Origin of the sequence: Marinobacter shengliensis, from assembly GCF_003007715.1 — a bacterium.
Classification (GTDB): domain Bacteria; phylum Pseudomonadota; class Gammaproteobacteria; order Pseudomonadales; family Oleiphilaceae; genus Marinobacter; species Marinobacter shengliensis.
The window spans coordinates 98241-115358 of record NZ_PXNO01000023.1 but is presented as its reverse complement, the minus strand read 5'-3'; the positions used below and the strand labels follow the sequence as shown (position 1 = coordinate 115358).

Sequence of the window (17118 nt, the reverse complement as noted above, 5' to 3'; positions counted from 1 at the left end):
GTTCTGTTTACAGCAAACCCGGTCAGATAATCCGCGAGAACCGCTGGCTGGCACCTTCCTTGCGGTACATATCGAAGATCTGGCAGATGGCCCGAATCAGCAACCGGCCGGCGGGCTGCACCTGAAGTGCACCGCCATCGTCGCCAATCAGTTCGTCCTGGATCATCGGCTTCAGGCGGTTCAGTTCATCCGCGACGTACCGATCGAAGTCCTCGTTCCATTTGTCTGCAAACTGTTTGCGATCCAGGCGGAACTGGCAAATCAGCTGGCCGATCACCCACCGGCGAATCCGGTCATCCCGGCTCAGGCCCACGCCACGAACGATCGCCAGTTGCCCCGCATCAATGGAAGCTTCCCAGGACGGCAAATCATGGTTGTTCTGGAAATAGGCATCGTCAGTCTGGCCGATGGCAGACACTCCCAGAGACACCAAATCGCAATCCGAATGCGTGGTGTAGCCCTGGAAGTTCCGGTGCAGCCGGCCTTCCCGCTGGGCCACGGCCAGGCTGTCGTCCGGCTTGGCGAAGTGGTCCATGCCGATGTATTCGTAACCGGCTTCCAGCAGGCGGTTGATGGTGTTATGCAGAATGGTCAGCTTCTGCTGCGGGCTTGGCAGAGTGTCGGCCTGAATCCGGGTTTGCGGGTAGAAGCGGTCCGGCAGGTGCGCGTAGCTGAACACGGAGAGCCTGTCCGGGGACATCTCGATCACCGATTCCAGGGTTTGTGCAAAACTTTCCGGGGTCTGGTACGGCAGGCCGTAGATCAGGTCCAGGTTAATGGAACGGAAACCAATGCGACGGGCTTCGTTCAAAACCGCCTCGGTCATGTCCTTGGGCTGAATACGGTTAACCGCCTTTTGCACTTCCGGGTTTACGTCCTGAACGCCGAGGCTGATGCGATTAAAGCCCAGCTCCCACAGGGTCGACAGGGTATCCTGGTCCACTTCCCGAGGGTCAATCTCGACGCTGTAATCCCGCTCATCGCCAGACTGCAGGTTAAACAGATCAGCGTATCCGGCCATCAGGTGCTGCATCACATCCCGGGGCAAGAACGTTGGCGTGCCGCCGCCCCAATGCAACTGTTGCACCGGGCGGTCCGCCCCGAACAGTTTTGACTGGATGGCGGCTTCTTTCAGAACACGCTCCACATAAGGCATAGCCTTATCGCGCTTTTTGGTGATCACCTTGTTGCAGGCACAGTAGTAACAGAGATGTGCACAGAACGGCAGGTGCGTGTACAAGGAAATGGGGCCACCGGCAGCCTTGCTGCGGCCGGCCGCTTTCACCATGTCTTCGATGCCGTACTTCTGGGTGAACTCGACCGCCGTGGGGTAAGACGTATAGCGAGGCCCACTGAGGTCGTAACGGCGAAGTAGTGCCTCATCCCAGATGAAGGCGGGCAGGTTGTTTTCTGCAGCGTTGTTGGAAGCCATAGTTAAAACTCTGTCGTCAGAAAAGGTCGGCAAGCCGGAAAGCGCCCATTATGCCCTATCGGCCCCGAGCATCAGTTGATGCGTATCATCTGGAGTCTATCAGCATAGCCACTGAACCACCCTTGCGCCCATGGCGTATTCAGCCTACCCCTTTGGGATAATGCCAACACCGGAGCCGATGCCATGGCCAACCTGATTCTGATTCTCGGCGACCAGCTGAGCCACCAGCTTTCTGCACTCGAAGACGCAGATAAAGACAACGATCGGGTGGTGATGGCCGAAGTCCATGACGAGGCCAGCTACACCAATCACCACAAGAAAAAGCTGATATATATTTTCAGCGCCATGCGCCACTTCGCCCGGGAACTGGAACAGCAAGGTTGGCACGTGCATTACCAGCACTACCATCCGGATAACCCGGAACAATCCCTGGAAGCGGTCGTTTCAAAGCTCGCCGCAGAGCACAGGCCCGAGAGACTGATCACCACCGAGTGCGGTGAATGGCGGCTGCACTCGCAGATCAGCCAGTGGCACGAACACCTGGGTATTCCAGTGGAGATTCGGCCAGACACCCGCTTTGTGTGCCGCAAACAGGAGTTCGCCGACTGGGCCAAGGGTCGCAAACAACTGCGCATGGAATTTTTCTACCGGGAAATGCGCAAGAAAACCGGCCTGCTGATGACACCCGAAGGCAAACCGGAGGGCGGTCAGTGGAATTTCGATTCCGACAATCGAAAGAAATGGTCCGGCAAACCGCCCGCGCCGGCACCGTTTCGCGTGGAGCCGGATTCGGTTACCCGAGAGGTGATCCAGCTGGTAGAGGAGTACTTTCCCGACCATTTCGGCACCTCAGAGGACTTCCATTTTGCCGTCACGGCGGACCAGGCCCAGGCAGCGCTGGAACACTTTATCGACTTCGCCCTGCCCTGTTTCGGTGACTATCAGGATGCGCTGTCCGACCACGAAGACTGGTTGTTCCATTCCATCCTGTCCCCCTATCTGAACACCGGATTACTGGACCCGACGGACGTTTGCCAGGCGGTGGCACAAGCGTGGTATTCCGGGCGGGCGCCACTGAACGCGGCAGAGGGGTTTATCCGCCAGATCATCGGCTGGCGCGAGTTTGTTCGCGGCATTTACTGGCTGCTGATGCCGGATTACGCCAAAGAGAACCGGCTGAACAACCAGCGCAGCCTGCCCTGGTTCTACTGGACCGGTGAAACCAACATGCGCTGTATGCACAAGGCCATTGATGCCACCGCCAGAAACGCCTACGCCCATCACATCCAGCGCCTGATGGTGACCGGCAACTTCGCCCTGCTGACCGGCATACATCCGGAGGACATCTGTGACTGGTACCTGGCGGTCTACATCGATGCCTTCGACTGGGTAGAACTGCCTAATACACTGGGCATGGTGATGCACGCCGATGGCGGCTATCTGGGTTCCAAACCCTACGCCGCCAGTGGCAAATACATCCAGCGCATGTCGGACCACTGCCAGAACTGCCATTACCGGGTGCAGGATGCCACTGGAGAGAAAGCCTGCCCGTTTAATGCACTTTACTGGCATTTTATCGACCGCCATCGGGATGACTTTGCCAACAATCCGCGCATGGCCATGATGTATCGGAACTGGGATAAGCAGCCAGATGAGCGGCGCCGTGCCATTCTCAGCCGCGGGGAGTGGCTGCTTGCCAATCTTGAGCAACTGTAACCTACCTGGGAAAAACAGCTAAGAGAAAATAAGCCGGTTGACTGCTATGCTGTATCCATTGGCAAATTGTCAGCAATAAGGACGCTGGAGTCCGGCATGTCTATCAGGCCCATAGCAGCAGGATTACTGTTCACCTTGATTCCGTGGACAGTTGCTGCAGACCATGAAACAATCAGTTTATATACATTTGACTCTCCCCCCTACCAGCAGGCCAACCCGATCCCAGGCGGCCCGGAGGTGACCGGGGAAACGGTCGAGACCGTTCGATGCGCCATGGAACATGCGGGGGCGCAGGTAAACATTCGCCTGATGCCCCAGAACCGCGCCCGCTTCGCACTGCAGCGTCAACTCGTGGATGGCTACTTTGCCGTAGATCCATCACCCGATATGGATGAGGCAGCGGATATCAGCCACCCGGTGGCATTGGAAAAATGGTACTGGTTCTACCTTGGCCAACGCCCTGACCCGACAACTGCAAAAATCGGTGTTGTCGGTGGCAGCAACGAAGAAGTCTGGCTCATCCAGAACGGCTTTGAGCCGTTTGTGACCGTCAGTTCAACCGAACAATTACCCGCTTTGCTGAAACGCCAACGAATTGACCTTGCACTGATGGATCAACAGGTGATGGAGACACTGCGCGAAGACTCACTGGCACTTGGCCAAACGCTGAACCGGGAATTCCTTCGTTACGCCCCGCTGCACCTCTATCTCAACCGACGATTTGTCAGCGAACACCCGGGGGTCCTGACCCGATTCAACCGTCAATTGCCGGCGTGTATGGAGCAGCACATGCTGCTGTCTGCAGATGAGTATCAGCATGTAGCAGGGCAAGCCAGGGGGCTCATACAAGACCTGGAGCAACGTCTGAATCTGGCTCAGGCAATTCATCAGGGGCCAGTCTACGACAGCTTCACAGAGATTCTCACCCAGGACACCCTCTGGCAGGCTCTCGCCCCTGAGCAACCGACACCCTTGGCCTCTGAGATACTCGGGCTACCGGCATCTCAGGCCCTGAAGCAGTGGCAAGACGAGCAAGGCGGATTGGTAACGGAACTTTTGCTGACCGACAACAAGGGCGCATTGGTTGCCATGAGTCAGCTGTCATCCGATTACTGGCAGGGCGACGAGCCAAAGTTCCAGGAAATTGCCGTTGAAACCGAACGTGGTATGGAGCGCAAATCCGATTTATGGATATCACCCATTCGCTACGATGCGTCTACCCGCCAGTTCCAGATTATCGTCAGTGTGCCCATCCCCCTGAAAGAGCCGAATAACGGCCTGGAAGGTATTCTGGCGATGGGGCTGGCCATCGAAAAAACGCTACACAACTACGAACGGCTGGCGCGGGCTCGTTCTGAGCAGGTCCCCAGGGAGTTACCGGTAGCCGAGTAACACCCTCAGGCCGGCCCTAGCTCACAGGCCAGCACCAGAGCCCAGAACTCGGAAAAATCATTCACCACCACGTCCGGTTTGTCCGGGTGTTTGTGAGTGCCCGGAAAAATCCGGTTCAGCCAGGGCAAGTCCCACTGGGCACCGTTGAAGAACACCGACGTCATACCTGCCCGCTTCGCGGCAATCACATCGGTAGTAGAATCTCCCACGTACCACACACTCGGGTCCGGCGGGTAATCCAGTTTCTGCACCGCCAGCAGTAACTGATCCGGGTGCGGTTTTCTCAGGGGCGTGTCGTCACCGCACACATCCACATCGAACAGATGGGTCCAACCGGTGTCTTCCACCGCCGCCAGCTCGTGCTCAAAGAACTCCCTATCCCGGTTGGTGATCACGCCCACCTGCATGCCCAGTCGTCGCAACCCCTCCAATACTTCCCGGACTTTCGGCTCAAAGGCCTTCACCGTGCCGTAGTGCTTTCGGTAGTGGTGGTTAAACGCCTTGTGGGCAACCTGCTTGGCTTGCTGATCTTCCCCAAACAGCACCTCGAAAATATCGGTGCGGGAGATTTTCCGGTCTGCCTTTACCTTGGGGTGCAACTTGGCGTACTCCCGTACATAGGCCACCAGCCGGGCATCTTCCGGAGTTTTGCTGTCTTCCGGCGCAACCATCCGGTTCATCAGCCCCAGCGTGTGGAAATCCGGCAGCATATCGTCCACCGCGTGGTACATGGCGTCCAGGGTGTCCACCAGGGTGGCATGCCAGTCAAACAACACCACCGCCGGGCGAATCAACTTCACCACCGCCGGGTGCCAATCCGGCTCAATACGCGGCTCCGGCCGTTCGGGTGGCGGGAAGGGCTTCGGGCGCACTTCCGCCGGGCTGGCGGCGAACGTCTCAGGCTGTTCCCGCTCCAGCAACGCCAGCAAATCCATAAGGTCTTCAAAACTGTCGAGCACCGCCGCCGGTGCATCCCGGGAGGTGAACCAGCTCGAAATCCGGTCTGACTCCCAGCAGGCGCCGTTGTAGAACACGCCGGACACCCCGGCACTGTGAGAGGTGAGCATATCGACGTAGCTATCGCCCACATACCAGGCCCGGGCATCTGCCGGCAGCCCCAACTTCTCCAGGGTTCTGAGAATCACCTGCGGGTCGGGCTTGTATTCGGTCACATCATCGGCGCATACCGTTGCATCGAACAGATGATGCCATCGGCCCTCATCCACCGTTTGAAGTTCCTTGTCCAGAAACTCCCGGTTGCGGTTGGTCGATACCGCCAGCTTGATGCCCATGGCTTTCAGCGCACACAGATACTCATAGGCACCCGGCTGAAATGGCTTCACCTGGCCAAAATATTTCCGGTAAGCGTTGTTGTAGGCTTCGTGGGCAACCAGTTTGGCGACTTTGTTATCACCGAAGATGGCATTGAAGATATCGGTTCTGGACACCCGCCGCTCCGCCAAAATCCTCGGATGCAAGCGCCGGAAGATACGGATGTAACGCACTAGCCGGGCATCATCCTGTGTGCGGCATTGCTCCTCCGGCAGCAACTTTTCCACCAGCCCCAGATCTTCCAGCTGCGGCAACATATCCTCCATGGCGCTGAACATGGCATCGTGGGTGTCCACCAAAGTACCGTGCCAGTCAAAGATCAGAACCGAGGGGGGTTGAATGCCTTCGTTCAGTGTGGTCATAACAAAACCTTTGCCGTTTCAGTCACGTATATCTGCCCACATTCATTCAGTTAAAACCAAAAACCGCGAATGCACAAAAAACCACACTTGCCCGAGAAAACCTGCCCGGTGTGCCAGCGCCCCTTCAGCTGGCGCAAGAAATGGGCAAAAGACTGGGACCAGGTTCGCTATTGCAGCGAACGATGCCGCCGTAACCGGAGCCTGCAGCCATGACCACCGTGGTCTGGTTCAAGCGGGATTTGCGCACCCGCGATCACGCCCCGCTGGTAGCGGCCGCCAATCTGGGTGAGCCGGTTATTGCACTGTACGTGATTGAAGACGACTACTGGCAGCAACCGGATACCAGCGGGCGGCAATGGTGTTTTATCCAGGATTCCCTGGATGACCTCGATAAGCAGCTGCGCAAAGCGGGCAACCAACTGGTGGTCCTGCGAGGGTCCGTCATCGCAGCCCTGAGAGAGCTCAAGGCAAGCCATGCCATTGAGCGTGTGTTTTGCCATCAGGAAACCGGCGGGCAATGGACCTTCGAGCGCGACAAAGCGGTTATCCAGTGGTGCTCCGACAACCAGATAGAGTTCAGGGAGTGGAACCAGTTCGGGGTGGTACGCCGGCTCAAAGACCGGGACATATGGGACAAAGCCTGGACAGAACTGATGAGGCAGCCCGTACTTGAGGCACCTGGCTCCGTGCCGTTTGCCGGCGCCATTCAGGGTGTAGCCTGGCGCGGTATCGAACCCGGCACCACCGCAGCAGACCGGTGCCCGGATCGACAAACCGGCGGCAGCATTCGCGGCGAAGCGTTACTGGCGTCGTTTCTGGAGCGCCGCTGCGTGGGTTACCAGTACAATATTTCCAGCCCCAATACCGCCGTGCGCGCCTGCTCCCGGCTGAGCCCTCATATCGCCTATGGCACGGTCAGCCTCCGGGAAATATACCAACAGGCCAAGGCTGCCGGCCATCACCGTAATACCCTGCCCCGGAAACAGAAAAGCCTGACCAGCTTTCGCTCCCGGTTGCACTGGCATTGTCATTTTATCCAGAAACTCGAAGACGAACCGGAGCTGGAATTCCGCGCCATGCACCGGGAACTGGAGGGCATGAAAACCGGGCCGAACGATTCCGAACGGCTGCAGCGCTGGCAGCAAGGGCAAACCGGTTGGCCTCTGGTAGATGCCTGCATGCGCAGCCTGCAACACACCGGCTGGCTCAATTTCCGAATGCGGGCAATGCTGATGGCGGTAGCCAGCCACCAACTGTGGTTGCACTGGCGTGAACCTGCCCTGCACCTGGCGCGACTGTTTACCGATTTCGAGCCGGGCATTCACTATTCCCAGACCCAGATGCAATCCGGCCTGACCGGTATCAATGCTCTGCGTATCTACAATCCGGTTTTGCAAAGCAAGAAGCTGGACCCGAACGGCGAGTTTATCCGCCGCTGGATTCCGGAACTGGCCGGGGTTCCCGCAGAAATGATCCATACCCCGTGGTTGATGACGCCCGCCCAAAAAGCGAAGTTCGGCGGCAACACTTACATTGCGCCGGTGTGCGATCACGAACAGGCCGCCCGGGCGGCGCGCAAAGCGGTGGGCGACTTCCGAAAACAACACGTCAGCCGGGAAGAGACTGGCCGGGTGCTGCACCGCCACGGCAGCCGCAAGGGGCCGCATCAAACACGGCCGAAACCGGCAAGCCAGCCGCCGCCGGACAACCAGCTATCGCTGTTTGACTGAACGCCAGGCCAGCGCCGCGATAACCGTGGCCGCCAGAATGGGCCAGAACAGGCTCCAGGCCTCATGAACCATGGTGGCTAGCCAGGCTTTATTCGGCACGGCCCCGGGCCAGGGCAACCACCAGAACAGTACCAGGCTGCCAGCCGTGGCCAGGCCCCAACCCAGACACATAAACGCAGGATTGCTGCCAACACTGGCAGCTGCCCGCTGCACCCACAAAAAACGCCATACCAGCAGCATGGTGGCCACAGCCCCCGCGCTCATCAGCATGGGCAGGTAGGGCGCCATGGCAAACTCGAAGTTGCCCGGCTTGAGCAGTTCCTTCATGGCCAGCTTGCTGGCAGCGCCACTGGTAAACGGCAGCCCCGCCAGCGACAGCCCCGGCAATGCGATCAACAGCCACAACAGCCATTGACCACCCCGTCCCGCCGGCAACGCCATGGCAGTAGAGAGGAACAAGCTACCTTTGGCCAGGCCATGATGCAGCACGTACAGCGCCATCACCGCAAACAGCGGGCCCGCATACTCGGTATTGGCCAGCGCTGCGCCCACCATCAGTGTCATCAGGCCCATCTGGCTAATGCTGGAATAGGCCAACACGGTTTTCGGGCGCCGCTGGCGAACACCCAGCACAGCACCACCCAGGGAACCGACAGCGCCCAGGATCACCAGCGCATTGCCCCAACCCGGCAAAGACACCTCACCAAACGGCAAAGTGACCAGCCAGCCCAACAGGCCGGCTTTGATCATGGCGCCACTGAGCACTGCACTGGCTGGCGTCGGCGCTACCGGGTGCGCCAGGGGCAACCAGAAATGCAGAAGCGGCAAACCCGCCTTTACCCCAAAACCCGATAGCAACAGCAGCATGATCAACCAACGCCGGTCGGCCTCCGCCACTGCGGCAGGCAGATCGGCCAACAAGCCACTACCTGCCTGCTGGGCGGCCATCAGAAGGCCCGACAGAATGGCCATTTCACCCACCACCGCCATGGTCAGGTAGACGCGCCCCGCGTGGTTGGCCTCTCCCGTTCCCTCGTGCACCACCAGGCCATAACCGGCAAAGGTCATCAGGGCGAAGAAGCTATAGAAGCTGGCAATATCCTGGGCCATCACCAGCCCCAGATTCCCGGCCAGGGTGAGCGCCCAGAACACACAGAAACGCCGCAGGTAATGTACCTTCAGATAGCCGACGGCGAAGACACCGGCCACCAGCCAAAGCGTTGCCGTCAGAACCAGGAATACCTGGCGCAGCTCATCCAGCCCCCACCGGCCGCCTAACAGCAGCCCCGGCAATTCAAGGGACGCGTCTGGCCCCAATGTCAGGCCTGCCAACAAGGCGGGCAAGGGCAACAAGGGCAAACAGTAACGATAAGCCTGCTGCCAATCGGGTCGCAGCGCCAGTAACAACGAGGCCAGCGGCAGGATAATCACCAACAACAGCAAGAGGTTTGACGCAAACATCACAGCGCCACCTCCCTTGCCACAATCAACTCAGCCCAACTCAGGGGGCTGAATGGCAGGTTGGCAATCAGCCCGGCTACCAGCATAAGAGCGGCAGTAATCAACGGCGGCCATAGCAGCCAGGCGCTGGTTTCAAGGCGCCCCCAACGGCGCTCGTGGGGCCACGGCTCGCACTGTTCAGCAAACCAGAGCCGGTGCAGTATCGGGAGAAAATACGCCGCATTGAGCAGGCTGCTGATCACCAGCACCGCCACTACCCAATCCATACCGACCGCCAGTGCACCGCTGCCCATGGTCCACTTGGTAATAAACCCCGCCAAAGGTGGTGCGCCAATCATGCCAAAGGCCCCGAGGGTAAACGCCACCGAGGTACCTGGCATGCGTTTACCGGCGCCGTCCAGTTCATCGATGCGGTGCACTCCGAGGGTTTCAGCGTAATTACCAGCACAGAAAAACAGGGTGATCTTCATGATCCCCTGATGCACCAGATGCACAAGGCCACCGGCCACGCCCACGGGCCCGAACAGGCACAGCCCCAGCACGATATAGGACACCTGGCTGACCGTTGAAAACGCCAGTCGACGTTTCAGGTCAACCTGGTACAAGGCACGGGTGGAGCCATAGATAATGGTGAAGGCTGCCACGACCGAAAGCCCGGCCAGCAGCCCCATGTCTTTGGCCGCTTCCAACCCGTAGATCTCAAAGACCACGCGGATAATGCCAAAGGCACCAGCTTTCACCACCGCCACGGCATGCAACAGGGCACTGACCGGTGCCGGCGCTACCATTGCCTGGGGCAGCCAGCCGTGGAATGGTACCAGGGCTGCTTTTACCCCCAGTCCGACAATCATTAGCACGAAAATGATCGTCAGAGGCCCCTGCATGGATGGGTCAATGTCTGAGAAGTAGCCCCCTTCCTGGAACCTGAGATCCCCCACAAGGCCGTGCAGCCAGGCAATGGCAAACAGCAAAACCGCACCACCGGTCAGGGTGTAGATGATGTAGTTACGCCCGGCTCGCAGCGCTTTGGTCGTGCCACGATGGACCACCAGCGGATAGGTGGAGAGGGTGAGCATTTCGTAGAACAGAAAGAAGGTGAACAGGTTGCCCGCCAGGGCAATACCCATGGTGCTGGCCACACACAGACTGAAGAACCCGAAGAACCGGCTCCGGTTCGGGGAGTCCTCTAGATAGCCAACAGCATAGATGGTGGTCAGTAACCACAGCAGGGCAGACAACCCGGCAAACAACATTGACAGCGCATCGGCCCTCAGCACGAATTCCACACCGGGTACCATGGTGAACGCGGCCTCGTACTCGCGCCCCTGGGCCACACCCCAGATCATCACACCCACCAGGGCAATCTTCAGAATGGCGGCTGCCAGGTTAATGATGGTTCTCAGACGATGCCCTTTCTCCGGCAGCGCGAACAGAACCACCGACGCCAGCAACGAAGTCATCAAGGCGAAAACCGGCATTAATACACTCAGGGTCATTGGCTGGCCCCCTCAAACGGCAGGGACATCACCGACAACACCGGCTCCGCCACCAGGCCAAGGCCAAGCGACATCAACGCCAGAATCATCGGTATCACCTCCAGGCTCCTGGACGGGTGATAGAACTGGTCCGTGTCTGTCGCTTCAATGAACGACGCCCGGTAAACCCGGAAGACATAGGCGGCAGAAAGCAAGCCGCCGGCCAGCAGAACCCCCAGCCACCACCATTGGCCACTGGCCAGGCTGGCCTGGAGGAGCAACCACTTCGCTGCAAAGCCCCCGGTAGGCGGCAGCCCCATCAACGACACCCCGGCCAGCCCGAAGGAAAACAGCGAAAATGGCAGGAACCGGCTGACACCCGCCAGGGCATCTACCCGGTTGCTGCCTACCGACATGATCAGATTGCCGGCCGCCAGGAACATCGCGGCCTTGGCCAGGGCATGGCTGACCACCTGCAGGGTAATGCCCTGTTGCGCCTGTTGGGATATGGCGTCGGTGACGCCCCAGGTGAGCGGGAACAGCAAAAACAGATAGCCAATCTGCGCCACGGAGGAATAGGCAACCACCTGTTTCAGTTTGGCCTGCCGGAACGCCAGCCAGCTACCCCAGATAACCGCCAAACTACCCAGCACTCCTATCAACTGAGCCAGGGCGTAGCCACCCAGGTCGCCTCCCAGGTCCAGCCAAAGCCTGGCTGCAATGTAGAACGAGGCTTTGACCACTAACGCAGACAACAGCGCACTGACCGGCGACTTGGCAATGCCATGGGCCGGCGGCAACCAGCCGTGCATCGGGAACAGCGCGGTTTTCAGGGCCAGGCCCAGCAGCATCAGAATCAGCGGGAAAGTCAGGCCCGACTGAACATCACCGCTATTGATCAGCTCGGTCACACCTGCCAGCGACAGGGTGCCAAACTGGCCGTAGATCAGGGCCACACCAAGCAGGTACGCCAGGGAACCCAGCAAAGCCGCCATCAGGTAGCGAATGGCAGCCCTGAGTGCATCCGCCTGGCCGCCCAACGCCACCAGCCCCACGGCGGCAAGGCTGATCAGCTCCAGCCCCACATACAGATTGAACAGATCGCCGCCCAACCAGACCGCATTCAGCCCGGCCCACAGAAACCAGAACAGCGGCCAGAAATAGCGGTGCCACGGCTTGCCAGGGTCCAGGTAGATGCTGGCGTGCCAGCCGCAAGCGGCCGCGACCAGGGCCGTCAGCAACACAAAGGTTACCGCCAGGCCATCCACCCGCAGCTCAATTCCCAGGGGCGCCTGCCAACCGCCGAGCAGGTAAAGAAACCCGCCGTCGCTGGCCACGGCGGCCCACAAGCCCAGAGACACCAACACCTGCACCAGGATTCCAAGCCAGGTCACCACCCGGCCTTTGCTGAAATCCAGCAACAGGGTCAGCACCGCCCAGGCCAGGGGTGTGAACAGCAATCCCGCCATTAACCACAGGGTCATTCGGGGGCGCCCTCCCGGTTCACAGACCGAGCCTTGGGCCTGAAGCTCTTCGCGGCAGGCTCGGCCAGCGTCGTCTGGCCTGACAAATGGTAGTACCGGCGGATTAACACCACGGCCAGTGCCGTCGCTGCAATAGCCACCACAATGCCCGTGAGCACCAGGGCCTGGGGCACAGGATCTGGCTGACCGTTGCGCTGGGCGAGACCAACCATGATGAGGAAGACGCCGGAACCGATCAGGTTAAACGCCATCAACTTGCGCAGCAGGTGCTGCAGGCGCAGAAACCCGAACAGGCCAATACCACACAAGGCAACGCCAGCGAATGCATACAACAGGGCCGAGGTCATCCGCGCTCCCCTTCTTCCGGCTCTTCAGCGCCGTTTACCGGTGCCGACACAAACAGAGCCAGCAATACCATCGCAATGGAGAAGGTCAGCACGGTTTCGATGACCAGAATCAAGGGTTTGTTAAAGGCTTCCGGGTACGCCAGGAACGCATCGCCGGCCAGGGCACTGGCCACCGCCACCAGAAGGAATACGGAAAAGCCCAGGGCCAGCCCCAAACGCAACAACACGCCAGGGCGCAGGAACTCCATCGGGATCCCGCCAAGGCGCATCATCACGCCCGACGCCGCCAACACGGCCCCAGCCTGGAACGCTCCCCCGGGGCGGTCGGAACCCGCCCACAACAGGTAGCCGGCAAGTACCAGCATCAGCGGCACAAACCAGCGCTGCAGGGCATACAACAAGGAATCTGAAGTGCGCAGGAGAGGATCTTCCAGGGACGTCGTTTTCGCCATGGAGATACCCGCAATCCCGGCGATGACCAACACGCCGATCTCAAGCAGCGTGTCGTAACTGCGAAAGTTCAACAGCACAGCGGTGATCGGATGCTCTACCCCACTGGCCTCCAGGTTCTCCACCAGCAGTCCGGGCAGGTCGACCGGCGCCTGGGTACCAGAAATGTGCCAGACCGTGATCATGAGGGCACCGGCAAAGGCCAGACACACGGCGGCGAGGACGGTAACGCCAAAAAAACGCCTCATCCCGACGCCCCACCCTGGTCATTGCCTTCACCACCGCAACGCCGGTTGTAGCCCAAATGTCTGGCCGCATCCAGCAGCAACACGCCGGTCAGGCCGGCGCCGATGGCGGCTTCTGCCAGGGCAATGTCCGGCGCCTGCAGGCGAACCCAGGCCAGTGCCATCAGCAGGCCAAAGGCGATAAACATCACCACCGCCCGAAACAGGTTTGCAGACCACAACACCCCGATCGCGGTCGACAACAGCGCCAGCACCAAGATGGAGTCCACCAGCCAGTCAATCATCAGCTGCCTCCTCAACCGCGGAATGCTCCGGGCGCACATGAACGGCGCGGGCAATCAGGTGCGCAGACGTTGCGCTGGCAGCCAGAGCTGCGGCCCAGATCAATACCATTTTTACGCCACCCGCCAGCGACGGCGCCAGTGGCAAAAGCGCCAGCACAATAAAGCCCAACCCGAGGTTGTCCACCTTGGTCAGGGCATGGATACGAGTCAGGGTGTCGGAGAATCGGAACAGGCCGAGGGTGCCCACGGCAAAAAACAGACAACCAAGAACCAACAACACCACCTGAACCGCAATCACGGCAGAATCAATCATGGCGGCCTCCGTCATCATCCACGGGCTGTTCGATGCGCACCACCCGGGTCACAAACGCCACGATCGCGAGTACCGACAACACCGCCAGTGTCAGCGCCACATCCATCAGTGCGGGCATGGATTGGGCATAGGACAGCACCAGTAACAGGGCCACGCCGGTTGTGCCAAACAGTTGTGACGCCAACATCCGGTCCGCCGGTTCCGGCCCCCGCCAGATGCGGATCAGGGCAATCAACAGGGTCAGCAACAGGAAGGCCGCAACGGCATTGAGTATCAGGGTCACTGCACCGCCCTCCCGATGTCGTTCAGGGAGAGCCCGAAAACCCGCGCCACCTGCCGCTCAGTCTCCCGCACGTCCTGCTCTACTGGCTCTCGGGTATCCAGGCAGTGCAGAGTCAATTGATCGCCCTCAAGCAAAGCGCTCAGGGTGCCGGGCATAAGGGACAGGGTGTTGGCCAGCAGCCAGCGAGGGCTGCCCTCGGGCAAGTGAAGGGTCAGGGTGATTTCACCCGGGTGAACCGGCAAGGCCGGTGACAGCAAACGCCGCGCGACATCCAGCCCGGCCACCACCGAGCGGGTGAGAAAGTAACCGAGAAACGACAGCAGCCCAAGGGGCTGGAGGCGATAGCCGGATGGGGGAAACAGGCGTACCGACAGCCAGGCCACGAGGGCGGTCACCCCCAGGCCAAAACCCAGGGCAGACGTTTCACCGAGCGTTAGCGCCCACCAAACCACCAATAACGCAGCGCCACGAAGCAACAAACTGAGGGCGGGTAACGATGGCGCTGACTGCATAGGGTCTCCTGTCCCGGGGTTCAACAGGGTCTTGGTTCGCTAACTCCCTGTTAAAGTTCCCAAAAGCCTAACACAGTCTGCCCGCCGGCCGGAAAACAAGCCCCGCAGGCAGCGCAGTCACCTGCCCACTACTACCGGCTTACCAGCTGTAGACGCCCCGGTTCAGACCATCGCGAAAAGCACTGATCACCTTGGCTCCACGAAGCGTTGCGCCGGTGTAGCCGTCAATATCATCCACCACGTTCTCTGGCTCATACAACCGGAAAATTGCCTCCATCGGCTCGCCCTCCAGGCGCTCCGTGATCTGCTGATACTGACGCAAAACCGGGTAAAGCTCGGCGGAACTGTCCATCTTCAAATAGTCTTCATCCCGATAGAACAGGTGCCGGTAGGACATTCCCTTGATTCGCCCGCCTTCAAGCCGGAACTGCAGGCTTACCTGAATCAGCCCACGGTCGATAAAGTTGCCACGGTAGGTGCCATCAAGATAATTACCCGGCGCCAAACCCAACAGCATTCGCCCAAGGCGGTCATCGCCAGTGGCGGGCTGTGTAGCCGAATCTGCGGTTTCAACCGGTGCTGGTGCCGGGGCGCCGCCTTCAAGCACACCTATCCGATAATCCTCCAGCCGGGCTGCGGCCCGAGGGCTGTGGGGCCGGCCGTTGCCCTTATCGAGCCAGGCCGACGTTGCCTCTTTACCGCACCAGCGGGTGAAGACCTCTTCCTCGGTGGGGTGATTCGGCAGGTACTCGGTGAGGTCGTACACCACACCGTTAATCACCTTCCAACAGCTGCCGGCATGATTGTGTTCCGCCACATCATCGAGCCGGAAAACCGACTCACCATCGGCATTCTCAGCGGTACCACCTGCTGTGGGTTCGGGGTTGCCCTGAACCAGGTTAACCACCACCAATGTCAGAACTACGCTGACAAAGGCAACAAATCCTGTATAGGCAATTCGGTTGCTGGTCATAGGAAATCAAACGCCTCCGTGTGAATGCGATGGGCAGGCACGCCTTCCTGCCTGAGCAGGGTTTGCAGGTGATTGATCATGCCCGGCGGCCCGCACAGGTAGATGTCCCATTCGGCGAAATCCGGGCAGCGCTCGGCCAGATAATCCCGGGTGATCACGCCGTGTTCGTTCATGTAGTGCGTGTGAACCTCAAAGCCATCACAGGCCTCGGCAATGCGGACCAGCTCGTCCAGGTAATAGGCCCTTTCCGGCCGGTTTGCCAGATAGAACAAACAGGTATCCGGCGCCTGAACCGCTCCGTTCCCGACCCTGTCCCGTGCGCCAGAGACAAACGGCGTAATACCTATACCGCCGGCCAACCACAGTTGCTTGCGCGGTTCACCGGGCAGGCTATCACCCTTTTGTGCCAAAGCCGCATTCTCAAAAAAGGTCCCGTAAGGGCCTTCGATTCGCACCTCTGCCCCCGGCTTGATGTCCAGCAACGCCCGCGTGGCATCGCCGACCGCTTTAATGCCGATTTTTAGTTCATCATCCCTGGAGCCCGAGGCGATGGTGTAAGGGTGTTCTTCCCTGTACCCGGCCACCAGGGAAGAGTCCATCGGTGTCAGATACACAAACTGCCCGGCCTGCCAGCGAATCCCCTTGCCCTTCGGGCGCAGGCGTAGCTCCACCACATCCCGGGCAAGCTGGTCGATGCCGTCTACCACATAGGGTTGCCTGGCCAGCCGGGGTGACAATAACTTACGCCAGGCGATGGCAGCCAGAGCCAGTGCCGAGAGCAACCACCAGACCCAGGCAGTGGCCGAGAGCATCATGGTATGCACCAACGCCAACACCAGTGCCGGCGCAGACAGCAGGTGCAGGCGTTTCCAGTTTTGATAGTGCAGAGTGCCAATGAACCCCAGCGTGGGCGCGATGAAAACCAACATGGTGAGAAAGGCGGCCCAGCCAACCCAGACCTCCCAATGACTAAGGGGCGGGAACAGCGTGGCAACACTGGTGCCAAGAGACATCGGCAAGGTGGCCAGTGCCAACAACAGCGCATGGACCATCACCAGCATAAAGGCCGAGAACCCCAGCCAACGGTGAATGGTCCATAGCCGCACCAAGCCGCCAAACCAGGGATCCATACCGGGAACACGGGCCGACAGCATACCCGCCAGCAGAAACGCTGACAGGGCAAACACCCCGGCTAGCTCCGCCAGCGAATACAGCCAGCCCTGACTGCCCCAGGGCAACGCCGGAGCAACAACAACGACAGGCAGTAAAAAGAGCCCCAGCAACAACAGATCGCCAGGGTATTTTCTAAGGGTCATAAACGCTCCAT

The 17118-nt window shown here is 59.6% G+C and carries 17 protein-coding genes; 4 read left to right on the top strand and 13 right to left on the bottom strand.

Features of this window, described 5'->3' with window-relative positions; genetic code table 11:
* Positions 1–22: 22 nt before the first annotated feature.
* A complete protein-coding gene (gene hemN, locus C7H10_RS09780) occupies positions 23–1432 on the bottom strand; it encodes an oxygen-independent coproporphyrinogen III oxidase (RefSeq protein ID WP_106694714.1) in 1410 nt (469 codons plus the stop codon).
* 183 nt (positions 1433–1615) lie between these two features.
* Between hemN and C7H10_RS09775 the strand changes: the two genes are divergently transcribed.
* Both C7H10_RS09775 and C7H10_RS09770 read left to right on the top strand, forming a co-directional pair.
* Positions 1616–3148: a cryptochrome/photolyase family protein gene (locus C7H10_RS09775; protein WP_106694713.1), complete on the top strand. Its 1533-nt coding sequence runs from the start codon at positions 1616–1618 to the stop codon at positions 3146–3148.
* Between the two features lie 237 nt (positions 3149–3385).
* Positions 3386–4540 carry a type 2 periplasmic-binding domain-containing protein gene (locus C7H10_RS09770; protein ID WP_208622822.1) on the top strand — a complete coding sequence of 385 codons (1155 nt, stop codon included), beginning with the start codon at positions 3386–3388 and terminating at the stop codon, positions 4538–4540.
* A 5-nt stretch (positions 4541–4545) separates the two neighbouring features.
* Here the strand turns inward: C7H10_RS09770 and C7H10_RS09765 are convergent, their stop codons facing one another.
* The gene (locus tag C7H10_RS09765; protein ID WP_106694712.1) at positions 4546–6234 is read right to left on the bottom strand and encodes an HAD family hydrolase; all 1689 of its coding nucleotides are present in this window, start codon (positions 6232–6234) and stop codon (positions 4546–4548) included.
* A 69-nt stretch (positions 6235–6303) separates the two neighbouring features.
* Here C7H10_RS09765 and C7H10_RS09760 point away from each other — a divergent pair, with 69 nt between their 5' ends.
* Complete coding sequence (locus tag C7H10_RS09760; RefSeq protein ID WP_106694711.1) at positions 6304–6447, top strand: DUF2256 domain-containing protein; 144 nt, start codon at positions 6304–6306, stop codon at positions 6445–6447.
* Positions 6444–7964, top strand: coding sequence for an FAD-binding domain-containing protein (locus C7H10_RS09755; protein WP_106694710.1), 1521 nt, complete (start codon positions 6444–6446; stop codon positions 7962–7964). Before C7H10_RS09760 ends, C7H10_RS09755 begins: the two co-directional genes overlap by 4 nt.
* Here the strand turns inward: C7H10_RS09755 and C7H10_RS09750 are convergent.
* From C7H10_RS09750 to C7H10_RS09700, 11 genes are all read right to left on the bottom strand, one after another.
* A complete protein-coding gene (locus C7H10_RS09750; protein WP_106694709.1) occupies positions 7947–9425 on the bottom strand; it encodes a complex I subunit 5 family protein in 1479 nt (492 codons plus the stop codon). The genes C7H10_RS09755 and C7H10_RS09750 overlap by 18 nt on opposite strands.
* On the bottom strand, positions 9425–10921 hold the full coding sequence (locus C7H10_RS09745) for a complex I subunit 5 family protein (protein WP_106694708.1): 1497 nt from the start codon (positions 10919–10921) through the stop codon (positions 9425–9427). The genes C7H10_RS09750 and C7H10_RS09745 overlap by 1 nt, the downstream gene beginning before the upstream one ends.
* A complete protein-coding gene (locus C7H10_RS09740; RefSeq protein WP_208622821.1) occupies positions 10918–12384 on the bottom strand; it encodes a complex I subunit 5 family protein in 1467 nt (488 codons plus the stop codon). The genes C7H10_RS09745 and C7H10_RS09740 overlap by 4 nt, the downstream gene beginning before the upstream one ends.
* Positions 12381–12731 carry a cation:proton antiporter subunit C gene (locus C7H10_RS09735; protein WP_106694707.1) on the bottom strand — a complete coding sequence of 117 codons (351 nt, stop codon included), beginning with the start codon at positions 12729–12731 and terminating at the stop codon, positions 12381–12383. Before C7H10_RS09735 ends, C7H10_RS09740 begins: the two co-directional genes overlap by 4 nt.
* Positions 12728–13429 carry an MnhB domain-containing protein gene (locus tag C7H10_RS09730; protein WP_106694706.1) on the bottom strand — a complete coding sequence of 234 codons (702 nt, stop codon included), beginning with the start codon at positions 13427–13429 and terminating at the stop codon, positions 12728–12730. The genes C7H10_RS09735 and C7H10_RS09730 overlap by 4 nt, the downstream gene beginning before the upstream one ends.
* Complete coding sequence (locus C7H10_RS09725; RefSeq protein WP_072676423.1) at positions 13426–13710, bottom strand: Na(+)/H(+) antiporter subunit B; 285 nt, start codon at positions 13708–13710, stop codon at positions 13426–13428. The genes C7H10_RS09730 and C7H10_RS09725 overlap by 4 nt, the downstream gene beginning before the upstream one ends.
* Positions 13703–14023 carry a cation:proton antiporter gene (locus C7H10_RS09720; RefSeq protein ID WP_106694705.1) on the bottom strand — a complete coding sequence of 107 codons (321 nt, stop codon included), beginning with the start codon at positions 14021–14023 and terminating at the stop codon, positions 13703–13705. Before C7H10_RS09720 ends, C7H10_RS09725 begins: the two co-directional genes overlap by 8 nt.
* Positions 14016–14306 (bottom strand): MrpF/PhaF family protein, encoded by a 291-nt coding sequence (locus tag C7H10_RS09715; RefSeq protein ID WP_072676421.1) that lies wholly within the window; start codon positions 14304–14306, stop codon positions 14016–14018. The genes C7H10_RS09720 and C7H10_RS09715 overlap by 8 nt, the downstream gene beginning before the upstream one ends.
* Positions 14303–14818, bottom strand: a complete 516-nt coding sequence (locus C7H10_RS09710) for a Na+/H+ antiporter subunit E (RefSeq protein WP_106694704.1) — start codon at positions 14816–14818, stop codon at positions 14303–14305. Before C7H10_RS09710 ends, C7H10_RS09715 begins: the two co-directional genes overlap by 4 nt.
* A 139-nt stretch (positions 14819–14957) precedes the next feature.
* Positions 14958–15791: a cytochrome b5 domain-containing protein gene (locus C7H10_RS09705; RefSeq protein ID WP_058092659.1), complete on the bottom strand. Its 834-nt coding sequence runs from the start codon at positions 15789–15791 to the stop codon at positions 14958–14960.
* Entirely contained in the window at positions 15788–17107 is a 1320-nt protein-coding gene (locus C7H10_RS09700; RefSeq protein ID WP_106694703.1) for a ferredoxin reductase family protein, read from the bottom strand. The genes C7H10_RS09705 and C7H10_RS09700 overlap by 4 nt, the downstream gene beginning before the upstream one ends.
* Between the last annotated feature and the right edge of the window lie 11 nt (positions 17108–17118).